Origin of the sequence: Candidatus Mycosynbacter amalyticus (genome assembly GCF_025273655.1) — a bacterium.
Lineage (GTDB): Bacteria > Patescibacteriota > Saccharimonadia > Saccharimonadales > Saccharimonadaceae > Mycosynbacter > Mycosynbacter amalyticus.
Genome location: NZ_CP045921.1, coordinates 784038 through 804823, shown reverse-complemented (window position 1 = coordinate 804823; position 20786 = coordinate 784038). Strand labels below are relative to the sequence as shown.

The window sequence follows — 20786 nt, the reverse complement described above, 5'->3', positions numbered from 1 at the left end:
ATATACCATGGTCTCATCTGTCTATTATTTTGACTATGCAGCTGCAACGCCCGTCGATGAACGGGTATTTGCTGCGATGAAGCCGTATTTTTCTGAACATTTCTACAATCCCTCGAGCCCATATGCGCAGGCAGTCGAGGTACGCCGTGAATACGAAACAGCGAAGCAGATGCTTGCGCATACAATCGGTGCGACTGGCGACGAGCTCGTGATGACAGCTGGTGCCACTGAATCGATCAATCTTGCAATTGGTGGATTTTCTGGCCACAAGATCACGACCGCAGCCGAGCACGCCAGTGTACTGCGAGTGATCGAAGCGGATGGTGGCACGATACTTCCGGTCAACAAGCATGGTCAGGTTACGGCAGGACAAGTAGATAGTGCGATTCAAGAGGATACAGAGCTAGTGAGTGTTGCACTAGCAAATCACGAAATCGGCAGCATCCAGCCAGTCCGTGAGATTGCTGCGATGGTGGCTACTAAGAGGGCCGAGCGCTTGAGCCGTGGTAATCGCACTCCGCTAGTATTACACTGCGATGCATCGCAGGGATTTGGGCTTATCGACATCCATGTGGGTCGACTCGGTGTCGATCTGCTCACACTCAACGCGGCCAAGATTTATGGACCTAAGCAGGTGGGTGCGCTATGGATTCGTCCGGGCATTATCATTACCCCGCGAATTGTCGGCGGCGGCCAAGAGGCTGGGCTGCGGAGCGGTACCGAAAACGTCGCTGGCACCATAGGATTTGCCGAAGCGGCACGTATTGCTGCTGATAAACGAGCTGGTGAGACAAAACGTCTCGGCGCACTGCGTGACACGCTTGAGCGAACACTTACGAGTCGTTTCTCGACGGCCATACTCTCTGGACATCCGCGCCACCGACTAGCAAATTTCTGCCATATTTCGTTTCCTGGTATCGACGCCGAGCGACTTGTTTTCATACTTGAGATGGATAATGTACTGGTGGCAACAGGGAGCGCCTGTGCGGCTAACAGCGGGACGCGCTCGTCGGTGCTCACGGCCATCGGTCTGGCTGACGACGTGGCGGACGGGAGTATTCGTCTCACGCTGGGACGTGGCACCACCGACGCATCGGTGGCAGCTGCGACTGAGCGAATCATTGCAGCGGTAGAGCGCGAAGCTACTCGCACGGGAGTACAGCTGTGATCAAACTCATTGCCTCTTTCTGTGGGGTGGCTTTGATAGTGCTGCTCGTCGGTGCATATCTAGCACCGGATGATCTAGCGAAATGCGACGTGAGCCCGAGTGATACGCCGGGATGTCAGGCTGCGGATGTGATAGTGGCGGTGAGTGGTGGTGATACACAAGCCCGCACGGACGAAGCGGTGTCATTGTATACCCATGGTTGGGCACCAAAGCTTATATTTTCTGGTGCGGCAGCGGACAAATCTGGTCCAAGCAATGCCGAGGCCATGCGCGAACGGGCGATTGCCGCCGGTGTGCCCGAGGACGCTATCACCACAGAGGAGCTATCCGAGACGACGCGCCAAAATGCACAACTTTCGAGTAGCGTACTTGCGAGCAACGATGATCGCCGCGTGATTCTGGTGACGTCGGCCTATCATCAGCGCCGAGCCGGTCTAGAGTTTCGCAGCACTGTGGGTGCAAACACGCAGATCGTGAACCATCCCGTTCAACATGATAATCAGTGGTCACAGTGGTGGTGGTTAACACCAACTGGTTGGTGGTTGGCGCTCAGCGAGCTGATCAAGATCGTGCTTGTGTATGTGGGGATTTCGAGATGACTAAAGTATATGTCGGTATGAGTGGCGGTGTCGACAGTAGCCTCACGGCAGCACTGCTCGTAGAGCAGGGGTATGATGTGACCGGTGTGTATATGAAAAACTGGAGCCAGGATTTACCGGGTATGAAATGTCCATGGGCTGAAGATCTAGCCGACGCCAAGCGCGTGGCTGTGCAGCTGGGAATTGATCTGAAAGTGTTTGATTTCGAGCAGGAGTACCGTGATAAAGTTGTGGGCTACATGATTGAAACATATAAGGAAGGTCGTACGCCAAATCCTGACATTATGTGCAATCAAGAAGTAAAGTTTAAACTGTTTCTCGAGGCGGCTCTGGCCGATGGTGCAGATATGATTGCTACGGGTCATTATGCACAGACACAAGATGGCAAGTTACTGCGTGCTGTCGATGGCAACAAAGATCAGACGTATTTCTTGTATCGAGTTACTGCGGATGCACTCGCAAAGACTTTGTTTCCACTGGGTGGCTATACGAAGCCAGAAGTGCGTGAAATGGCTAGTAAGCGCGGACTCTATACTGCCACCAAAAAAGAGTCGATGGGCATCTGCTTCGTCGGTCGTGTGGGAATCAAAGAGTTTCTCGGTCAGTATGTGGACACACAGCCGGGCGCAATTATCGACAAAGAATCTGGCAAAAACCTCGGCATGCACGACGGCGCTATCTTCTATACGATAGGTCAACGCCATGGACTCGATATCGGCGGGGGCTTGCCGTACTATGTGGTGGGCAAAGACATGGAGCGAAACGAAGTCTATGTATCGACAAATCTGCAAGACGAATCGCTCTGGCGCCATGAAATTCAACTTGGTGCCGTCCACTGGATAAGCCATCATCCTGGCGATGGTGTGTATCAGATTCGTGTGCGTCACCGCGCACCACTAGTAACTGCTCGCCTCGTAGGCGATATACTGCAACTCGACGATGCGCAGCGTGCCGTCGCACCCGGCCAGTCGGTCGTGATCTATGACGGGGATATATGTCTCGGTGGAGGAGTAGTCTCGGCTTAGTCGACGATACTACGTGCAGCCACCCGAGCGGGATAGGCGGCGGCCAGCATAGCGAGGAGGACTGACAATCCAATTCCGCCAAGTATGATCCAGATGGGCACATCTGGCAGTTGGAGCGATGTAAGTCCCTGGGCATTTAGCACTTTTTCTATGCGCGTATTAAGTAGGCCGCAGGCAACGTAGCCTATCCCGGCACCGATACTCGCCCCGACAAGTCCCAGCAGAAACGCTTGCAATATGTAGAGTCTCGCGATCAGCCCTCGACTTGCTCCGGCAGCACGCCAGATTTGAATAGTTTTTTTCTGTTCCGATACCGACATGAGGAGCGTGTTGACGATACCAAGCGACGCGCTGATGAGGCTGATAAGCGCTACAGCGCCGAGTATGAGCCACATCACGATAGAGAGCTGGTTGATCTGCTCAATCTGCTTCTGGTAGGTGGCGGTACCAAATCCTAGATCGTTGATAGCGGTTGCGACGCTTGACACGGATTCCTGGGAGTTGGTTTTGACCACCACACTGGTGTAGCCATTTTTGTCAATATTGTCGACACTTGTCTCGCCGCTTGGAGTCGAGGCACGTGGTGACTGAATCTGATGACCCCACTGCATCGGCAGATAGATGCGACTGTCGGTGACTGAAGGCTGGGTAACGCCAACGACAGTTGCTCGCAGGGTAGTTTTCTGCTGTTCAAATGCCCGCCGCTCGTCGGCATTGGCCTGCCATGATGGGATGTCGGCGCCTATTCCACGGTACCCGGCGACGGTAGTAAATGTAAGCTGTTTGCCTATTACTTCATCTGGATTTGCGATACCGAGCGCCCGTAGGTAGCCGTTGCCCAGCACAACACGTGGTTCACTACTGGTGTTGTCAAACCATGTGCCAGCGGCAAGTGGTTGTGTGCTGAGTGAGTCTTGTGACGTAGCGATAGCTGTCGCGACAAACGATGACGAGGAGCCATCTAGTTGGAAGCTCTTGAGCTCCCATACTGATACTTGCGGCGATGCACTGGTGACATGCGGAATCGCTCGGAGTTTTGTAACAGTTTCATCAGTGAGCTTTTCGGCATTTTCCTGAGTTTGCTGGACACTGCTGCTGAACAAGCCGCCACTCACGGCGCTGTTGGCGCTCACAATGACGCTTGAGAGTGAATCTCCTTGTGTGAAGTGTCCGACGATTGCACCGCGTGTCGTGATACCGACCGACACGAGTGTGACAAGCAACGCGCTACTCAGTGTGACTGCACTTACAGTCAGGAGGCAGCGAAGTGGCTGTGTGGCGATGTCGCGTAGGGCGGTACCGAGATATTCGGTTATTTTCATAGTTGCTCTCCTGCAACTCGGCCATCGCGAATTGTAATTGTGCGAGACGCCTGAGCTGCCACTTCTGCGCTATGTGTCACAACTACTAGTGTCGTGCCGAGTTTACTATGGATGGTGCGCAAAATCTTCATAATTGATTCGCCAGTAGCCGAGTCAAGATTGCCAGTCGGCTCGTCGGCGATAAGGAGTTTGGGCTGTAGTACGAGGGCTCTCGCAATTCCCACGCGCTGTTGCTGGCCTCCAGACAGCTGGCTGGCCTTATGGTGAGCAACCGATTCTAGGCCAACAAGCTTGAGAAGCTCGGCGGCTCGTTTCTTCTGGTGTCCTCGACTGTAGCCTGCAATTTTGAGTGGTACAGCGACGTTATCGAGTGCACTGTAGTGAGGGATAAGTCGGTAATCTTGAAACACGAAGCCGATCTGCTCGTTACGGATGCGCGACTGAGCTTTGTCGCTACGCGGTAGTGTCTCACCAAACAGTTTGATCGTGCCTCGCCCTGGTTTATCAAGCAGTCCAAGTAGCTTCACGAGTGTAGATTTGCCCGAGCCAGACGGACCGACAATTGCCACAAACTCATGCTCATAAATCCTCAATGAAATATCGTGGAGGACAGTGGTTTTTTGGCCGTTTCCAGCATAGGTTTTGGAGATGTTATGGGCGTCCACTATCGTCATAACCATTACATTCTAGTATACCGCGTACGGGTAGACCATGGCAAACTGAGTGTGCTAGGCTGGTAAGAGTGAGAGTACTGATAAGTCATGCATACTCAACCGACAACAAGGGTGACGCCGCGTTACTCGATGTTTTAGTCGGCGATATTCGCCGGCAATATGGTTCGGATACTGCGATAGATATTTTGACGATTGACGAAATCGCAGAAGGTGCAATGTTTGCTGATGCGCCGCTGCACGAAGCCTTCATGTACTACGCGCTCAATCGACCACGTACACGTATAGGCAAGCTCGTCTATGCCACGACGATGATGAGTTATACGCTGCTATGGGCATGGGTGTATCGTCTGCTGCGAGTGCAGCTGCCGTTGCCCGGGCGGATTCGCGAAGTAGCTCGGCTCTACCTGCGCTCAGATATGGTCATCACCGTAGGGGGTGGGTATTTTCGTACGAGTGGTGACATGGTGACGTTTGTGAACTTGCTACTGATGTTGCACCCACTGCGCCTGGCAGAACTGCTGCGCAAACCGACATACCTATATACCATGTCGGTCGGGCCATTTTACCATGATATAGAGCGACGCCTGGTGGCGGCGAGATTTCGGCACGCAGGGCTTGTGCTGATACGCGAAGATACGTCGTTAGATTTACTTGGGAGTATCGGTGTCGAGCAAAATGTACGTCGTGCGGTTGATTCTGGTTTTGCGTTTCGGGCAGATGAATCGGCAGGACTACGTACACATATAGGAGTCGATGCATCGCGGACGCTTGTAGGGGTGACGGCACGAAAATGGATGGATGCAGCTGCGCAGGATCACTACGAGCAGGCCATGGCTGATGCGCTTGATGGCATTGTGGAGCGGCATAATGTAGATATTGTATTCATCCCACAAGTAACCTCGACACACAATCACGACGACGATCGTCAGGTGAGTCGTAGTATTGCTAACCGCATGACACATGTCAGCGAGGTGCATGTCATGGAAGATGAGTACACGCATCGAGACGTGAAGGCAATGTACGACGAACTCGACTATATCATTGGCACACGCTTCCACTCAGTTATTTTTTCACTCACGTCATACGTGCCCGCCATTGCTATCGAGTACGAGCACAAGACGAGCGGTATTATGCGTGATCTCGATCTGTCGCAGTGGACACTCAAAATCGAAGACGTTCGCGCCGACAGGATCGAGACACTCTTCGACGAGCTAGTGGCGCATGGTGATGACTACAAAGCGCAGCTTGAAGCAAGATTGCCTGCATATATCGCTCGTGCTGAAGAAGCTATTGTGCTGGTGGATGAGCAGTATCGGCAGCGGTGATCGTCATCGTTCGGCGATAGCGCACATGGCACAAGCCGCCTACGATGATTGCGATGATATTGCCGGCAAACCACGCGTATCCGATACCGAGCAGTCCGTACTGCGGCATGAGGAGATATGACCCCACAACAATGACGAGCACATAGGCTACATTTGTGGCGATAAATGACGTAGTATCATGCGCAATTTTGAGTACGGCCCCAAGCGCTGAATAGAGGGTAACCGCCACAGCAGACAGGCCCATGATCCACAGCAACGGCGTGGCCGCCTGAGCATAGGCATGACCGAAAACCCCAAGCACGTGTGAACCAAGCATTAAGCAGCCAGCAATGGCGGGAATTGTAAAGAATAGACTTGATTTGATGCCCTGCAGGACATTTTGTCGCAGTTTCGTCTCGTCATGCGCACTTTCGGCAAAAGCAGATTGCATGGCAGAGTATGCGACTGTAAATATAATCGTGACAATATTGAACGCCATATAGTAGTAGGCAGTTGACGCAGCGCCAAGCTGCTGGGTAATGATAAGCGGTAGCAAGGTAGGTGGTAAGAGATTAAGTACGCTGCCAACGTAGACGCCAAATGTGTACGAAAACGTCTGACGTAAAGCCCGGCTGTCAATCGCAAGGCGAGGACGATAGTTGTAGCGGACATGCATATAGTAGAGACTCAGCACAAGCCCTACAGCCTGCGCGGCGCCCGCCGCCACAAATACCCCCACGGAACCATACGGTATAAACGCAAAGGGCAAGATGACTTTGACTATGTTGAACACGGTGTTGATGACAACAATATATCCAGCCTCCCTGTGGGCAATGAAGACGGAATTGGTAAGAAGATTGAGGGATGAGGCGACCGTGAGGGTAGTAAACAGTACTATGATAAGTGGGCTTGAGATGATGCCTCGTAGATCTGGCGTTGTGAAATAGCTGATGACCAGAAACACGCATGACAAGATGATACTAAGAGCGGTTGTCACGACCATGCCACTATTAATATAGGCATTTTTGTGCTGTGAGCGGGGCAAGAAGCGCACGAACGATGAGTCAAAGCCCGCGAGACTCAGGAGTGATATGAGGCTCGAAAGTGATACGAGCACTGTTGCGATGCCAACGGTCGGTGGGTCAAATAGACGTGCCGCGATGATCCAGAAGATGAACCCAAACCCAGCAGTGGCAAGTGAACCGACGAGCAGATAGAGTGAGTTTTTCATTTGACGATCTGTCCTCAGCGCAGTGATTTTTTGAGTGAGTGTGCTCATGACCTTGCCTCCACGAGTTTGCCGATCTCACTGTAGCCGTTGCTGTAGACGGTATCTTCGCGGGCGTTGGTGCGATCGACTTTATAGTAGTAAAGATTGCTGTTGATGTTGACGATGAATGTGTCGGGGTGTTTGTAGTGATATACATAGGCTCGCGTGGATGGTGTGAACGGACTCGTCAGTGCAATCTGCTGCTGGTCTACACGCGAAAATCTTAGTACACCGTAGACATCAAGTGCCACCGATGTGTCTGGATGCTGCTGTTTATCACTGCGTTCGGCTAGCCAGCCAGCGGCGCTTCGTTCGGAATCGGTTGTGTAGTATGCGTCGTAGTAGAAGCCGGAATTGTTGAGCGCAAGCTGCGGTGTGTAGGCGCCGGTGATTTGCGTGAAGAAGCCGCTGGTGTGTAGAAAGATGCACGCGAGGAAAATTGCCACGCAGGCATAAATGCGATTGGCGTGTTTTGTCACAAGTGTTCCTACCCAAATGAGCGCAGCGATAATAGGGAGTGCCAAGATAAACAAGAGCTGCTGGAACAGGCGTAGCACGCCATAATCGACCGATAACTGAGGGAGTACGGTAAGTGCTACAAGGAGTAGCGTCGAGCCTCCGCATAGCGATAATACATAGAGGTCGTATTTGTTATGGCGACGACGCTTGATACGCCACCACAGTACTAGGCAGCCAACCACAATGAGTAGCTGTAAAAGTTTGGCGATGCCACCACGGATCATGCCATGTAGACTTGCCAATATCTTTTCACCACCGAGCAGTTGACCAAGTGGTGTGACGGGAAGTGTTGGCTGTGGTACGGCGGCAACATGAACTTTTTCGCCAGTGGTTTCTTGAGTGTACGCAGTGATAATTTCCTGTGGACTGGCCTGTTTGCCACCGAACAGGCTATAGCTCACGTCGCTTGCCTGGGAGCCTGATTTTTTGTCCGACCCAATGCTTTCGAGCGTCTTCGAAATCGTAGAGTTGAGGCCCTTTGTGGTCTGAGTGATTTGATCGTTCCAAGTAAACACGAAGATACCTGCGAAGATGATAATCGGTAGTGTCATAATAGGGAAGACGTTGACGTTTTCGGTGGCAAACCGTGGCTTGGTGATGCGCAGCACTACAAAGTTGACACACCAGGCTGCTAACATGAGGCCGATCATGATATAGCTACTCGAGTAGTGCGACAGAGTAAGTCCAATGAGGAGTAGAATGGTTAAGACTTGAGCGCGTCGATACTCAACTGCGAGCAACATGAGCAACATGATCAGGCCAAAGAAGAGAAATGCAATCTCTTGGCGGTTGAGCATCGCCATGTCGCCGAGAAATGTCGGAAAGAGCAGGAAGATGAAGCCCGCCAGGAATGCATCACGTGGGCCATGAAGTCGTCGCACGAAGAAATACGCGGGTATGACAGCGAATGCGGCGATGAACTGAAACACAACTTTGAAGATGTAGGCATCAGGAATACCAGTGATCTTGGCAAGCATAGTTGGTAGTAGGGTGATACTAAGGCAGGCATTATACGGATCACGAAACCGCGCAATATCCCACATATTTTGTTGCATAGTCAGCTGGAATACATTGAATTCACGTTGGATATCATGCCCCGTGATGTCCCAGCCACGCAATGATACACTTAGTAATATTGACAGTGCAAACAGAAATAGTGCCAACGGATAGTATCGCTGCATAGAAGTGCGCAGCATGAGTATGACAAATGTCACAGCAATCACGGCAAACATCATGAGCGTGACCTCGTTTGAAGCGCCATTGTTGAGTCGCACGGCACCAGCGGCAGCAGCAACCGGTAGCAGTAGAAGTATCGCACCAAACAGGCGGTGCCACTTGAACGTTATGACATCATGGCTAGGTTGCAGGCTGAGCCTACGGCGCCATGTGGCGGCGAGGAGCGGCAGCATACCGACATCAAGTGCGATAAATATACCGACAGTACTGAGTGGAGCTCGGAGCCCCATGTAGCCGAGACTGTTGATCGCTAGACCTACGAGCATGAGGAACAGAATGCTCAGACCTAGCGCAAAACTGAGCGTTTCCCAGCGAGACCAGGTTTTTCGGGCGATGAACTGTAGCACCAAATAACCCGGTACAAACAAGAAGTAGCTGAGTGTGAGTACCCAGCCTACTGGCGGTGGTACAAAGTAGGCGACATTTGCAAGAACTAGTCCTATGCCAAAAATCAGCCAGTAGGGAAATGTGCGAGCGCTTTTAGTCAAGAATATACCTCCGTGATTAGTCGCCTGGTGAGGTGGGGCCATGCTAATTCGCGTACGTACTCATAGGCGTCGTCACTCATGCGCGCATAGTCTGCATCGGACGCGATGGCGTCAAGTAACGCCTGGCGAAATGCTGCCGGCTGATCAAGTGGTACTAGCTGACCGTTTTTGCCGGGCTCGATCATGTCTCGCGTACCGAGTACGTCGGTGCCGATAGCAGGTAGGCGCATGGCCATCGCGTCGATCAGTACGAGCGGCATGCCTTCGCGTTCGCTCGGCAGTACAAATATGTCGGCGTTGTCATATTCTTGGCGCAGATCGTCGTCATCTTTGCGGCCAACAAACGCTACATTGTGCAAATTGAGTGTGGCAGCTTGCTGCTCAAGCTCTGGTCTTAGTTCGCCGTCACCGACGATATGTGTCGAAAATTTATCGGAAATACCATCAAGCGCGTCAAGTAAATACGACAGATTCTTCTGATGGCTCAATCGACCGACAAATAATAGGCGTGGAGTGGAGGAAAGTGTGGTGCGTGGTGCGAGGCGCTGAAAACCGCGACGAATGCCGTTTGGTACGATATGTACGCGAGTGTGATCAACTTGATATTTGCGCATGACAAGCTCGCGCTGATCTTCAGAAAACACGATAACTTTATCGGCATGCTGTAGCATTCTCGGAAACAGGAGCTGTTTGTAAAGCACAAATAGCTGACCAAACATACCGGATGGCACGACATCGAGATGAAAATGCGCCACAAAAGTACCGCCGCGCAGGCGAGACGCTAGATAGGCAACTTCTGGCATAAATGCTTGTGCAACATGCACATGGTAAATACTGCCGCGCGGCTGACGTAGCAGATGCCAAAACAGACTCGGTATCACAGGCAGCCCCCCAAGCATGACACCAGGCAATCGAGATACGTGGTAGCCATCTTTTATTTCGTCGTGGTAATCCGGCTCGAAACCGATAGATGATGTTACCACTTCGACAGTTTCACCAGAGTCGGCCAGCTCAAGTGCGACGTTTTCGGCTACACGCTCCATGCCACCGAGAGCGGGCGGGTAGTAGGCGACAATCTGGAGGTTTTTGGGGTGGGGTGAGCGGAGTGCATTGGCGAGTACTTTTTCTGTGGACTCGGTAGTATTCTGGAGTGCAAAGAGGTGTGTGGCGCGCTCACGGGCCGCTGCTCCACACGATGTGCGCCACTCGTCATCAGTCAGGAACCAGCTCATGGCATCTGCGAGCGATTCGATACTGCCTGGTTCCACGAGTATACCCGTTTCGCCGTCATCGATCACGTAGGGTACACCACCAACGCGTGAGCCGATAGCCGGTATACCGCAGCTTGCTGCTTCGGCGACAACCATACCAAATGATTCCGCCTCTGTCTTAGACGGCAATACGACAAATTTACTCGCCCGATATACATCACGAAGCCGTGTGCGGTCGCACGATCCGAGAAACGTCACCTGCGACGCGATTCCCAACTCATCGGCACGAAGCGTATACTGTGTGCGCGCATCACCGTCGCCAGCGATCGCCAGCGTTATATGCTGACCACGCTTCGCAAGTTCAGCCACCGCGGCAAGTGCAACATCGACACCTTTCCATTCAGATGTTCTTTCGAGACGCCCCACAAACAGCGCGTCATACATTGCAGGCGTAGCTGACGGCGTAAAGAAATCTGTCGCTATACCAGGAGTAATATGGTGCACTTGGCGAGAGTTACCGAGAATTTGTGTGATAAACGGTGGGTACACGGCGACCAGTTTGGATGCGGCGCGAAGGGTTCGGGGCAATACAAAGCGTTCGTAGAGGCGAATTACAATATCTGGTAGCAAACGACCTTTCTTCATGCTACCGGCATGGTAGGTTAGTACAAAAGGGTATGTTCCACGATTGGCACGCTCGGCCATGTCGGCAAACCACGGTACCGGGGCATGTGCATTGATCACGTCCGGTGCTTCGTAGTCGAAAATCTCTTTCAGTTGTGATTTCCAGCGTGGATGGTAGGGAGTGTTGGCAATAGTGCGGAGCACCGGTAGATAGTAAATTACTATCCCGTCTTCAACTTTTTTCGTGACGCTGTCGTGATTCGGGCTAGTTGTCACGATGATGATCTCGTGTTCAAGTTTGTATGCGGCGACGAGATCAGCGACATATTGCTGTACACCACCAACACTAGGTGCGTAGTAGGGCGACACAAAAAGTAGTTTCATCGTACCTCCTCATAGATCGCTTGAAGCTGGCGAATGTTGGTATCCCAACTGAAATGCTCCCGCGCATAACGGTGCGAGTAGTCAGCCATACGCGCACGTAATTTACCGTCGCCGGCTAGCCGTGTGAGAGTGTTACGGATAGTGGGGATCGTGGGGGTGATTTGCTCGCACAGCTCATTGTCGAGTTCATAAATATCGTAGCCAGGGTTGTGCGAAATCACGATGGGCAACTGCGACGCCATGGCTTCTTGGACTGTAAGCGGAAACCCCTCGCCCTCACTCGGCAGTACAAACATATCGACCGCGTTGTAGAGCTCGGCAAGTTCAGCGGGAGTGCGAGAGCCTAGGAAAGTCTTGTCTGTATCCGACGACATACCGTCCGGTGCTGAGCCGCCAGCGAGTGCGATGTGATAGCCGGCAGATGTGGCCTGCAGTAGCTTATCAAACCCCTTTTTTGGTACAAATCGTCCTACGAATAAGGCAATGGGCTGGTCGAGCGGCAGGGAATACCGGGTACGCACTTCGGTACGGTCAACACTATCGTCTGGATGAAACAGCGAGAAGTCGACGCCATTTGGCATGAATACGAGCTTGCGCGCCGGTACGCCGAGCCGTAGCAAAAAGTCGCGCACGTTTGAATTGAGTACCGCGACACGTCGCGCCACGGCAAACACAAATTTGCCGCATGTATGGTATACAGCCCACTGCACAAACCGCACGAGTGGGTTCGGGTGTGGGATCATGTCGACGTGCTGCGTCACGATGACCGGTTTCCGTAGCAAGAGCGCCCACAGTGCCAATATCCACGACGTTTCGTAGAACACATCGTGGAGGTGTACTACATCCGCATCCTGCACTCGGCGAAAGCTTTGTATTATCAATGATGGCCCAAACACAGGAAAGGGTACTCCCATGGCACGCTCAAACCAGTTCCAGACCCCGAGACGCTGCAACGTATAACCATGCTCTTGTTGCGTGCTCGGGGAAGCATCGGCCGCGCTGGTCAGCACTGTCACCTCATGACCTGCGGCTGCTAGTTGCGTGGCCTGAGTTTTAGCGACAATCTCCATACCGCCGACATGTGGTGGAAAATAGTGAATTCCTATCAATATTTTCATAGCCCGTCCTTCTAATACTGCTCTGTGTGAGCCTGCGCTTCTGTGGCTCCACGTCGCGACGGTCGCCAGCGTAAGGTCGACGCAAACATCTTGAGAATGCGTGCACCATCCGACACAGGCTGAAGATTTGACTCGCCTGCGCGAGGTGTATAGCTGATAGGTACCGAGTAGATTTCGTAGTTCATACGCGCCATCTTGGTGATCATTTCCATCTCTATAGCGAAGCCGTCGGACTTGAGATAGGGGCGCAGTTCGTCTAGGGCATCTTTTGTCCAAGCAAAGTAGCCAGTCAGTACATCTGTCACCGGTACGCGGTGTGTATGTTTGACGATATTGGTGAAGAACCAATTGCCAACACGGCTAGTGAGGTTCATCGAGTGCTCTGTGCGCTTGCCATTGAGGCGTGAGCCGATAACAACTTTGCAGAAGTTGTTGTGTAATGGCTCTACCATACGTAGCACTTCGCCAGAATCGTAGGTGTCATCGCCGTCGAGCATAACCACGTAGTCCGTGTCTTCTGGTAGATTCCAAAACCCTGTGCGGATTGCATTGCCTTTGCCTTTTTTTGACTCGTGTAGCACCGCGGCGCCCGCCTGCTCGGCTACTTCGGCGGTGTTATCGGTGGAATTATTATCGATGACATATACCTGTAGATTCCAGCGATTACGTGCCGCTCGTTTGTACGGCATCTTTTTGATCACATCTGCGATACCTTTTGCTTCGTTGTAGCACGGTATCAGTACCGCGACATTATACATCTTCTTGGTCTTATGGGTGCTCTTTCGGGATAGTGCCATAGGCTCCTAATATCTCCTTCTAGGGGGTTAACCAATATGAAATCACACGACGCTCCTGTTTCTGTACGTCTCCTTCTTGGTATATCAGAGTCACTTGCAGCTTTGATGGCTGCTCAGTAGGTGTGGCCGTGACGGTCTGTCGTATATCAGCGTGTTGCTCGTGCGCCAGCTCCTTGGTACCACTTGCCAGCGTGGTGTGCTGGCCCGTGTCCGGAGTGATCTGCTCTACCTGGTAGGTATATGCTACAGTTGCAAATTCCCTATTTTTGACCGTAAATGCTATAGGTAGAGGATTATCTGGGGTGATGGTACGAGGTAACTCGTTTGGTTTCTCAAAAAAAAGTTCGGTCGTGCCCTCTGGCTGCGGCCAGAGCTGCATGGAACCGAGTATTGCATGTGCATTTTGTGTAAATGCGAGGGCTAGTAACCCTGCGACTGTCAGCACAAGTGCTGCAGCGCCATATCGTAGTGTATGTGGTAGTGAAGATTTGCGGGTGATTCGTCACCTCCTCTCTCGAAGTACTCACATCTTTTGCGATGCTGGCGATGGGCGGGTTGGTAACTTCGTTACGTTTTGTATTCTGCCCATATATCCATCGTAGCGAGCTTGTCTGGGCATGTAAACCTTTCAGGCTTTTTTGGGCTCCAGGTGCTTTAGGGGTGCGCTACCGAACAATTTTTGGGTGTTTATTTGTTACAACAGTTGCGTGATCCTCTGTACCTAGAACCCTCAGCCGAAATTTGCTATACTTAACAGATATGAATACCGAACAAATCCGCAATGCCTACCTGAAGTTTTTTGAAGAACGAGGACATGCTGTGGTGTCTAGAGCGCCCCTTGTACTGAAGGATGATCCGACAACTCTTTTCACTGGCAGTGGCATGCAGCCTATGATCCCATATCTACTTGGTCAGCCACACCCAGATGGTCAGCGTATTGTGGATAGCCAGACATGCTTACGTGCGCAAGATATCGACGATATCGGTGACAACCGCCATACTACTTTCTTCGAAATGCTTGGCAACTGGAGCATGGGGGATTATTTCAAGCAGCAGCAGATTGAGTGGATGTTTGAATTTCTCAGCGAAGTGGTAGAGCTCGACGTAAGCAAACTCTACGTGACATGCTATGCGGGCAACGAGGAGCTTGGTATTGCTAAAGACACCGAAGCCGCCGAGGTATGGAGGCGTCTGTTTGACGCTAAAGGCCTCAGTAGTGGCGAGGCGGAAATCGGTAGCGAAGAAGCTGGCTATGCGCGCGGCATGCAGGACGGCGAACGCATCTTTTACTACGATGGCAGCAAAAACTGGTGGAGCCGCAATGGCAACGAGCATAATACTCCAGTGGGCGACCCATGTGGCCCGGACAGCGAGATGTTCTACGATTTCGGTACCGAGCACGACACTAGCTTTGGCGAATACTGCCACCCCAACTGCGACTGCGGACGCTTCATGGAAATCGGCAACAATGTCTTCATGGCATACAAAAAGGTCGGCGAAGGTAAGTTCGAAGCGCTTGAGCGGCCAAATGTCGATCACGGCTCCGGCCTAGAGCGCATCGCGGCAGCCAAACTCGGCAATCCAGACGTCTTCCGCATCAGCCTTATGTGGCCAATTATCGAGAAACTCCAGACATTATCTGGCAAGAAGTACGAAAGCCACACCGAAAGCATGCGAGTGATCGCCGATCATCTGCGTGCCGCCACCTTCTTGGCGGTTGACGGCTGCGTGCCCAGCAACAAAGAGCAGGGGTATGTGATGCGCCGCCTCTTGCGTCGGGCGATTCGCTTCAGTTTCGATCTCGGTATCGAGCAGAATTTTCTGCAGGAAATCGTACCAGTAATTGCTGATTTGTACGAGAATGATTTCCCGGAAGTCAAATCAAATCGCGACACGATCATCACAGTGCTGGTGAAAGAAGAAAAAGCGTTTCGACAGACGCTTCGAAAAGGCCTACTCCAATTTAATCGAGGAATACTAATCACGGGTAATATTAACACAGAGACTGGTGAAACTTCATCTACGGCCGAAGAGATGAACCCTACTGGTACAGGTGAATTTTTCTTCAAGCTATACGATACTTATGGTTTTCCTGTGGAATTAAGTCTTGAAGAGGCTTACAAGCAGGGGATTGAGGTACCTGCCGACTGGCGTGAGCAATTTGACGCTCGTATGGAAGAGCAGCGTAATCGCAGCCGTACAGCTGGCAAAGGTGAATTTAAAGGCGGTCTCGGTGGAGACACACTCCAGCATCGTAAATACCACACCGCCACACACCTCCTCCAATCAGCCCTACGCGAGGTGATCGGCCCTGTGTTCCAGCAGCATGGTAGCAACATTACCGAAGAGCGTCTGCGTTTTGATTTCAATTTCGACCGCAAAGTCACGCGCGAAGAGCTCGACCGGGCCGAAGAGCTGGTAAATGGCTGGATCGCCGAAGATCTACCCGTTAGCTACAAAATGTACCCGACTAGGGAAGCGCTCGATATGGGTGCAATCGGACCGTTTGGCGAGCGTTACGATGCAGAGGTGAAAGTGTATCAGATGGGTGAGGGCGACCATATTGCATCACTCGAAATCTGCGGTGGGCCGCACGTCGACAATACGGGGATACTCGCCGAAGGTGGCAAGAAATTCAAAATCACCAAAGAAGAGTCCAGTTCGGCAGGTATTCGCCGTATCAAAGCTATTCTAGTCTAGCTGACTTATCGCATACCATACCGATTGCCTTACGGAACACATCTCCTGCTCTTGCCTCGGCGTCAGTATCACTTACCAGCTCCTGGAGAATCGCTTCATCCAGAGGTTTATCGGCTTGTATTGTAAAAATACACTGTTCGTTTTCTATTAGGTTCGTATCATACGGAATACTATAGGTGTATTCATAGATTGACGTCACGAGTACAGCAGGTGCGCTGGGATTAGATCGTGGCGTAATTGGCATACCAGAAACACTCATGCGCACTATATTATCAACTGCCTGTGGACCTTCAGCGCGAACAATTTCGGCTGTTACCTCACTTTTGTAGGCGTCGTTATATATGAGCTCCGTTGCTTTGTATACTCGGCTTTCTGTTCGTGTGCTGGCGAGACTTTCTAGCATGTCTACGATTGCTTCGGCGAATTCATCATTGTTCATGGTAAACGATCGACTAAACAACTCCGTGGTGGCAATATTGCTGGATATTTTGTTGTCTAGTAGGCTTAACAAAGTGTGGTTTGCGACAATATCGGTTGGGCTATTATCCTGGGCGAGCGTCAGTGTCCAGGAGCCGTACTCCTCGTAATGCAGCGTCGCTGAGTCGTAATACTGGGGTGTGGTGAGAGTGATGTCGGCAAAGGGTGCTTTAGCATACTCGCGTTTAAATGTGGCTGAAGCAGAGTCAAATTTATTCCATGCATAGCCAAATTGGCTATCAGTTTCACTATGGTCAGTTCTGAGTGTCACATCTCGCGCCGATTTTTCTACTACATCCGGTGTGCCAATCGTCAACACATACTCGGAAGCGTTGAGAAGTGTATCGCGCAAATCAGTTGAATCGTCGACAGGTAAATTAAAACGTCGTGATGCTCGACGAGGTTGGGGTGTAAGATTTTCGTGCTGTGACGAGAATTCTGTCATAATATATATTATAGCATAATAACTATAAAAAAACAATACTTTGCCCCCATAAGCACAACTGGTATATAATAAATACAACTATGGTATTTGATAAGCTACGAAAACGCGCAAACGACTCTATCGATAAAAATTATATAGTCGCCGTCGACATCGGTACGGAGTTCGTGAAAGCGATGATTGCCAAGATCGAGGGTGATGACCTAGAGGTGGTTGGCGTTGGTCGTGCTCGCCAAGATGTGAGTGACATGCACTCCGGGGCTATTGCAGACATCTCTGGTGTGGTACGCAACTGTGAAGAAGCGCTTGCTGAGGCTGAAGACCAGGCGGGTCTGCAGGCAAAGCGTGCCGTCATAGGTATTGCAGGCGAGCTTGTAAAGGGCACCACGAACACTATTCGCTACCGCCGTCCGCAGCCGGATCGTCCACTCGACGAAGCTGAGATGGAGTTTATCATCGATAAGGTGCAGGAACGCGCCCAAGTGAAGGCGCAGCGTCAAATCGCGCTTGAGACAGCGAATGAAGACGTAGAGATTAAACTGGTCAACAGCGCGCTCGTGGGCATCCATATCGACGGCTACAAGGTCTCAAATCCACTTGGGTTTCAGGGTAAAGATGTGGCCGTACAGATCTACACAGCCTTTGCGCCCATGGTTCATATCGGCGCCCTAGAGCGGGTGGCTGACGAGCTGGCACTCGAGCTCGTTGCAGTTGCAGCGGAGCCGTTTGCCGTCAGCCGCAGTGTACTCGGCACCGATGCCAGCAGTACTTTTACGGCTATCTTGGCAGACGTGGGTGGTGGTACGACCGACATCGCAGTAGTAAACGACGGCGGTGTCGAGGGTACCAAGATGTTTGGTATCGGCGGTCGAAGCTTCACGCGCACTATCGCCAGTGAGCTCGACCTCACCTACGACCAGGCCGAGAAGCTCAAAGTAAATATGGACAACGAACACATCAAGCCGACAGTGAAGAAGCATCTGGAGACGGCAATCGACAAGACGCTCGATGTCTGGCTGTCTGGAGTAGAGCTGGCGCTCAGCGAATTTGACTCGGTGGATCACTTGCCTAGCCGCATCTTGCTCTGTGGCGGTGGCTCAAGCCTCGATGCACTTGTGCAGGCGCTTGAGAAGTCGGATTGGCACAAGGATTTGCCGTTTACGAAAAAGCCTACCGTGCATCATATCAAGCCATCCGAAGTATTGGGTATCAAAGACAAAACAGGCACAATTAAAGACCACACGTTCATCACGGCTATGGGGCTGCTACGCGTCGGATATGATACAATATTAGGCAGTGGCGATAGCGACAACATAAAAGAAAAACTCAATCGAATTCTCAGAATCTAGCATGAACAAAGACGTAATCTATATCGATGTCGAAGATGATATTACCGCGATAATCGGAAAGGTTAAAGATAGTAAAGAAAAAGTCGTCGCACTTGTACCCCCCAAGCGTACTGGTGTGCTACAAAGCGCGGTAAATCTGCGCATACTGCAGCGTACCGCCAAATCATCCGGCAAACACATTGTACTTATCACGCATGATCAGTCTCTCATCCCTCTTGCAGCAGGTGCAGGTATGCCTGTGGCAAAAAACCTCCAGAGCAAGCCAGAGATCCCTGAGATCGCCGCACTGAAGGTAGACGACGAGGACGATATTATCGATGGATCGCAGTTACCAGTGGGTGAGCATGCAGCCACGGCAAGTGCGGTAGCGGCCATAGAAGCCGAAGAAAAGCTCGACACAACCGTGCCTGCGAGCAAGAAGCCATACGCTGCGCCTCCCAAATCTGGCGAATCGCCACGCAAGCCCAAGGCTGCTGGCAAAGTGCCAAACTTTGGTAGTTTCCGCAAGAAGATGCTGCTTATCGGACTCGGCGGCGTACTCCTTGTCGTATTTCTGGTGTGGGCAATCTTCTTTGCGCCACGCGCTACGGTGGAGATCACCGCCAAGACGAGTACACAGAAACTGTCCACTTCGGTGACAATTGCTCCAAATACACAGACAGACGCGGCAAAAGGCACACTGAAGTCGGTACAAGTGCAAGATGTGGTACAGTCAAGCGTGGACTTTCAAGCGACTGGCACGCAGGAGCAGGGTGAAGCGGCTAGTGGAACAATGACTCTTTCCAAGGGTACGCCGGATGATGCAACAGTCCCTACGGGTACAGGATTTAGCAGTGGCGATTGTACATTTGTCACACGCGAACAGGTGACTGTTCCCGGCGCAACACCAAAGTGGAATGGATCTGGATTTTCTGTTGTGGCCGGTACGAAGAGCGTCGCCGTCAAGGCTACTGCTATCGGTGAGCAATGTAACCTGTCTGCAAGAAGCTATGATTCTACGGTAAGCGGTATATCCGCGAAGGGTGGTGACATGGCCGGGGGTAGCAAAAAGACACTTAAGATTGTGACTCAGGCAGATGTGCAGCAAGCTTCTACTCAGATTGCCGAGAAAAATGACACCGACGCCAAAACAAAACTTGCCGCGAAGTTTGGCAAAAATGTGAAAGCAATTGACTCAAGTTTTCGCACTCTCAAAGCCGATACCAACGCGTCGCCACAAGTGGGCCAAGAAGCGCCAAATGGTACCGCCAAACTCACTTCGTCGGTAACATATGCGATGGAAGGGGTTTCAAACTCTGAGCTCGACACATTCATCAAAGCTGCGACAGAATCAAAATTATCCAAGGAAGATGACCAGCGTGTATACGACAGTGGCGCTGGCAGCGCGCAGCTATCTAATTTTGTCGCGAACGATACTGGGGGCACAGCTTCACTGACTGCAACGACGCAAGTCGGGCCGCAGATAAACGATGAAGATGTCAAAAAACGTGTAGCTGGTAAAAAATTCGGTGATATTCAAGCCGATCTCAAGTCGATTCAGGGCGTCGAAGACGTAGAGGTGCACTTCTGGCCATTCTGGGTGAGTAAAGTGCCGAGTGACACTGGTAAGATAGACGTAGAATTCAAGTTAAACAACTCGTCAGACAATGGGGCGTAGTCAGTCACTCATCGCACTGGACGTAGGGGAGCGACGTATCGGAGTTGCCGCGGCAGATACGGGCGTGCGTATTGCTATACCATACGACACTATCGAAGTAGACGGTACAGAAGTGCAACAAGTAGCCGAAATCGTGGTACGTGAAGGAGCGGGTGTCATCGTGGTGGGCTTCCCACGCAATCAACAAGGTGAGGCGACGGCGCAATCAGCTTACGCAGAGGGATTTGCGAGCAAGCTAGAGGATATCGGAAAAATAGTCTTTCAAGATGAATCACTTACTAGCGTGATTGCCGAAAACCGCCTAAAATCGCGCGGCAAGCCATATGTCAAAGGCGACATCGACAAAGAGGCGGCTGCAATTATATTGCAAGATTATCTGGAGCAACATTATGCAGCCTAATACGCCGCCTCCTACCCCTGCT

Annotated in this window: 17 protein-coding genes; 8 read left to right on the top strand and 9 right to left on the bottom strand. The window is 51.6% G+C overall.

Going from position 1 to position 20786, the window contains the following annotated elements; genetic code table 11:
* Window positions 1-7 precede the first annotated feature (7 nt).
* From GII36_RS04435 to mnmA, 3 genes are read left to right on the top strand one after another with little or no spacing between them, the layout of a single operon-like run.
* Window positions 8-1168 carry a cysteine desulfurase family protein gene (locus GII36_RS04435; protein ID WP_260762886.1) on the top strand — a complete coding sequence of 387 codons (1161 nt, stop codon included), beginning with the start codon at window positions 8-10 and terminating at the stop codon, window positions 1166-1168.
* Window positions 1165-1767 carry a YdcF family protein gene (locus GII36_RS04430; RefSeq protein ID WP_260762884.1) on the top strand — a complete coding sequence of 201 codons (603 nt, stop codon included), beginning with the start codon at window positions 1165-1167 and terminating at the stop codon, window positions 1765-1767. Before GII36_RS04435 ends, GII36_RS04430 begins: the two co-directional genes overlap by 4 nt.
* Window positions 1764-2792, top strand: coding sequence for a tRNA 2-thiouridine(34) synthase MnmA (gene mnmA, locus GII36_RS04425; protein WP_260762881.1), 1029 nt, complete (start codon window positions 1764-1766; stop codon window positions 2790-2792). Before GII36_RS04430 ends, mnmA begins: the two co-directional genes overlap by 4 nt.
* On the opposite strand, the gene GII36_RS04420 is transcribed toward mnmA, so the two are convergent.
* Complete coding sequence (locus tag GII36_RS04420) at window positions 2789-4114, bottom strand: ABC transporter permease (protein ID WP_260762879.1); 1326 nt, start codon at window positions 4112-4114, stop codon at window positions 2789-2791. The genes mnmA and GII36_RS04420 overlap by 4 nt on opposite strands.
* On the bottom strand, window positions 4111-4788 hold the full coding sequence (locus tag GII36_RS04415) for an ABC transporter ATP-binding protein (protein WP_260762877.1): 678 nt from the start codon (window positions 4786-4788) through the stop codon (window positions 4111-4113). Before GII36_RS04415 ends, GII36_RS04420 begins: the two co-directional genes overlap by 4 nt.
* Window positions 4789-4856: 68 nt before the next feature.
* Between GII36_RS04415 and GII36_RS04410 the strand changes: the two genes are divergently transcribed.
* Window positions 4857-6113, top strand: a complete 1257-nt coding sequence (locus GII36_RS04410; RefSeq protein ID WP_260762875.1) for a polysaccharide pyruvyl transferase family protein — start codon at window positions 4857-4859, stop codon at window positions 6111-6113.
* On the opposite strand, the gene GII36_RS04405 is transcribed toward GII36_RS04410, so the two are convergent.
* The 6 genes from GII36_RS04405 to GII36_RS04380 are packed head-to-tail and all read right to left on the bottom strand — an operon-like array spanning window position 6076 to window position 14118.
* The gene (locus GII36_RS04405; protein WP_260762873.1) at window positions 6076-7371 is read right to left on the bottom strand and encodes an oligosaccharide flippase family protein; all 1296 of its coding nucleotides are present in this window, start codon (window positions 7369-7371) and stop codon (window positions 6076-6078) included. The genes GII36_RS04410 and GII36_RS04405 overlap by 38 nt on opposite strands.
* Window positions 7368-9647, bottom strand: coding sequence for a DUF2206 domain-containing protein (locus GII36_RS04400; protein ID WP_260762872.1), 2280 nt, complete (start codon window positions 9645-9647; stop codon window positions 7368-7370). Before GII36_RS04400 ends, GII36_RS04405 begins: the two co-directional genes overlap by 4 nt.
* Complete coding sequence (locus GII36_RS04395) at window positions 9602-11824, bottom strand: glycosyltransferase family 4 protein (protein WP_260762870.1); 2223 nt, start codon at window positions 11822-11824, stop codon at window positions 9602-9604. The genes GII36_RS04400 and GII36_RS04395 overlap by 46 nt, the downstream gene beginning before the upstream one ends.
* Window positions 11821-12942: a glycosyltransferase family 4 protein gene (locus GII36_RS04390; RefSeq protein ID WP_260762868.1), complete on the bottom strand. Its 1122-nt coding sequence runs from the start codon at window positions 12940-12942 to the stop codon at window positions 11821-11823. The genes GII36_RS04395 and GII36_RS04390 overlap by 4 nt, the downstream gene beginning before the upstream one ends.
* 11 nt (window positions 12943-12953) lie before the next feature.
* Window positions 12954-13739 carry a glycosyltransferase family 2 protein gene (locus tag GII36_RS04385; RefSeq protein ID WP_260762866.1) on the bottom strand — a complete coding sequence of 262 codons (786 nt, stop codon included), beginning with the start codon at window positions 13737-13739 and terminating at the stop codon, window positions 12954-12956.
* Between the two features lie 19 nt (window positions 13740-13758).
* Window positions 13759-14118, bottom strand: coding sequence for a DUF1616 domain-containing protein (locus GII36_RS04380; RefSeq protein WP_260762862.1), 360 nt, complete (start codon window positions 14116-14118; stop codon window positions 13759-13761).
* A 380-nt stretch (window positions 14119-14498) separates the two neighbouring features.
* Here GII36_RS04380 and GII36_RS04375 point away from each other — a divergent pair, with 380 nt between their 5' ends.
* Entirely contained in the window at window positions 14499-16439 is a 1941-nt protein-coding gene (locus GII36_RS04375; RefSeq protein WP_260762860.1) for an alanine--tRNA ligase, read from the top strand.
* Here GII36_RS04375 and GII36_RS04370 read toward each other — a convergent pair.
* A complete protein-coding gene (locus GII36_RS04370; RefSeq protein WP_260762857.1) occupies window positions 16426-17361 on the bottom strand; it encodes a hypothetical protein in 936 nt (311 codons plus the stop codon). The two genes, GII36_RS04375 and GII36_RS04370, sit on opposite strands and share 14 nt — an antisense overlap.
* An 80-nt stretch (window positions 17362-17441) precedes the next feature.
* On the opposite strand from GII36_RS04370, the gene GII36_RS04365 reads away from it, so the two are divergent.
* Genes GII36_RS04365 through ruvX form a run of 3 tightly spaced genes read left to right on the top strand, consistent with a single transcriptional unit; the run spans window position 17442 to window position 20764 of the window.
* Window positions 17442-18707 (top strand): cell division FtsA domain-containing protein, encoded by a 1266-nt coding sequence (locus GII36_RS04365; RefSeq protein ID WP_260762855.1) that lies wholly within the window; start codon window positions 17442-17444, stop codon window positions 18705-18707.
* A gap of 1 nt (window position 18708) precedes the next feature.
* Window positions 18709-20364: a hypothetical protein gene (locus GII36_RS04360; RefSeq protein WP_260762853.1), complete on the top strand. Its 1656-nt coding sequence runs from the start codon at window positions 18709-18711 to the stop codon at window positions 20362-20364.
* Window positions 20354-20764, top strand: coding sequence for a Holliday junction resolvase RuvX (gene ruvX / locus GII36_RS04355; protein ID WP_260762850.1), 411 nt, complete (start codon window positions 20354-20356; stop codon window positions 20762-20764). Before GII36_RS04360 ends, ruvX begins: the two co-directional genes overlap by 11 nt.
* The last annotated feature ends 22 nt before the right edge of the window (window positions 20765-20786 follow it).

Excerpts from the sequence above, each read along its gene's own strand:
- GII36_RS04400 (WP_260762872.1), bottom strand. The coding sequence starts at position 9,647 with ATGGCCCCACCTCACCAGGCGACTAATCACGGAGGTATATTCTTGACT.
- GII36_RS04390 (WP_260762868.1), bottom strand. The coding sequence starts at position 12,942 with ATGAAAATATTGATAGGAATTCACTATTTTCCACCACATGTCGGCGGT.
- GII36_RS04360 (WP_260762853.1), top strand. The coding sequence starts at position 18,709 with ATGAACAAAGACGTAATCTATATCGATGTCGAAGATGATATTACCGCG.
- GII36_RS04420 (WP_260762879.1), bottom strand. The coding sequence starts at position 4,114 with ATGAAAATAACCGAATATCTCGGTACCGCCCTACGCGACATCGCCACA.
- GII36_RS04370 (WP_260762857.1), bottom strand. The coding sequence starts at position 17,361 with ATGACAGAATTCTCGTCACAGCACGAAAATCTTACACCCCAACCTCGT.
- mnmA (WP_260762881.1), top strand. The coding sequence starts at position 1,764 with ATGACTAAAGTATATGTCGGTATGAGTGGCGGTGTCGACAGTAGCCTC.
- GII36_RS04405 (WP_260762873.1), bottom strand. The coding sequence starts at position 7,371 with ATGAGCACACTCACTCAAAAAATCACTGCGCTGAGGACAGATCGTCAA.
- GII36_RS04375 (WP_260762860.1), top strand. The coding sequence starts at position 14,499 with ATGAATACCGAACAAATCCGCAATGCCTACCTGAAGTTTTTTGAAGAA.
- ruvX (WP_260762850.1), top strand. The coding sequence starts at position 20,354 with ATGGGGCGTAGTCAGTCACTCATCGCACTGGACGTAGGGGAGCGACGT.
- GII36_RS04385 (WP_260762866.1), bottom strand. The coding sequence starts at position 13,739 with ATGGCACTATCCCGAAAGAGCACCCATAAGACCAAGAAGATGTATAAT.
- GII36_RS04415 (WP_260762877.1), bottom strand. The coding sequence starts at position 4,788 with ATGACGATAGTGGACGCCCATAACATCTCCAAAACCTATGCTGGAAAC.
- GII36_RS04365 (WP_260762855.1), top strand. The coding sequence starts at position 17,442 with ATGGTATTTGATAAGCTACGAAAACGCGCAAACGACTCTATCGATAAA.
- GII36_RS04380 (WP_260762862.1), bottom strand. The coding sequence starts at position 14,118 with ATGCAGCTCTGGCCGCAGCCAGAGGGCACGACCGAACTTTTTTTTGAG.
- GII36_RS04435 (WP_260762886.1), top strand. The coding sequence starts at position 8 with ATGGTCTCATCTGTCTATTATTTTGACTATGCAGCTGCAACGCCCGTC.
- GII36_RS04395 (WP_260762870.1), bottom strand. The coding sequence starts at position 11,824 with ATGAAACTACTTTTTGTGTCGCCCTACTACGCACCTAGTGTTGGTGGT.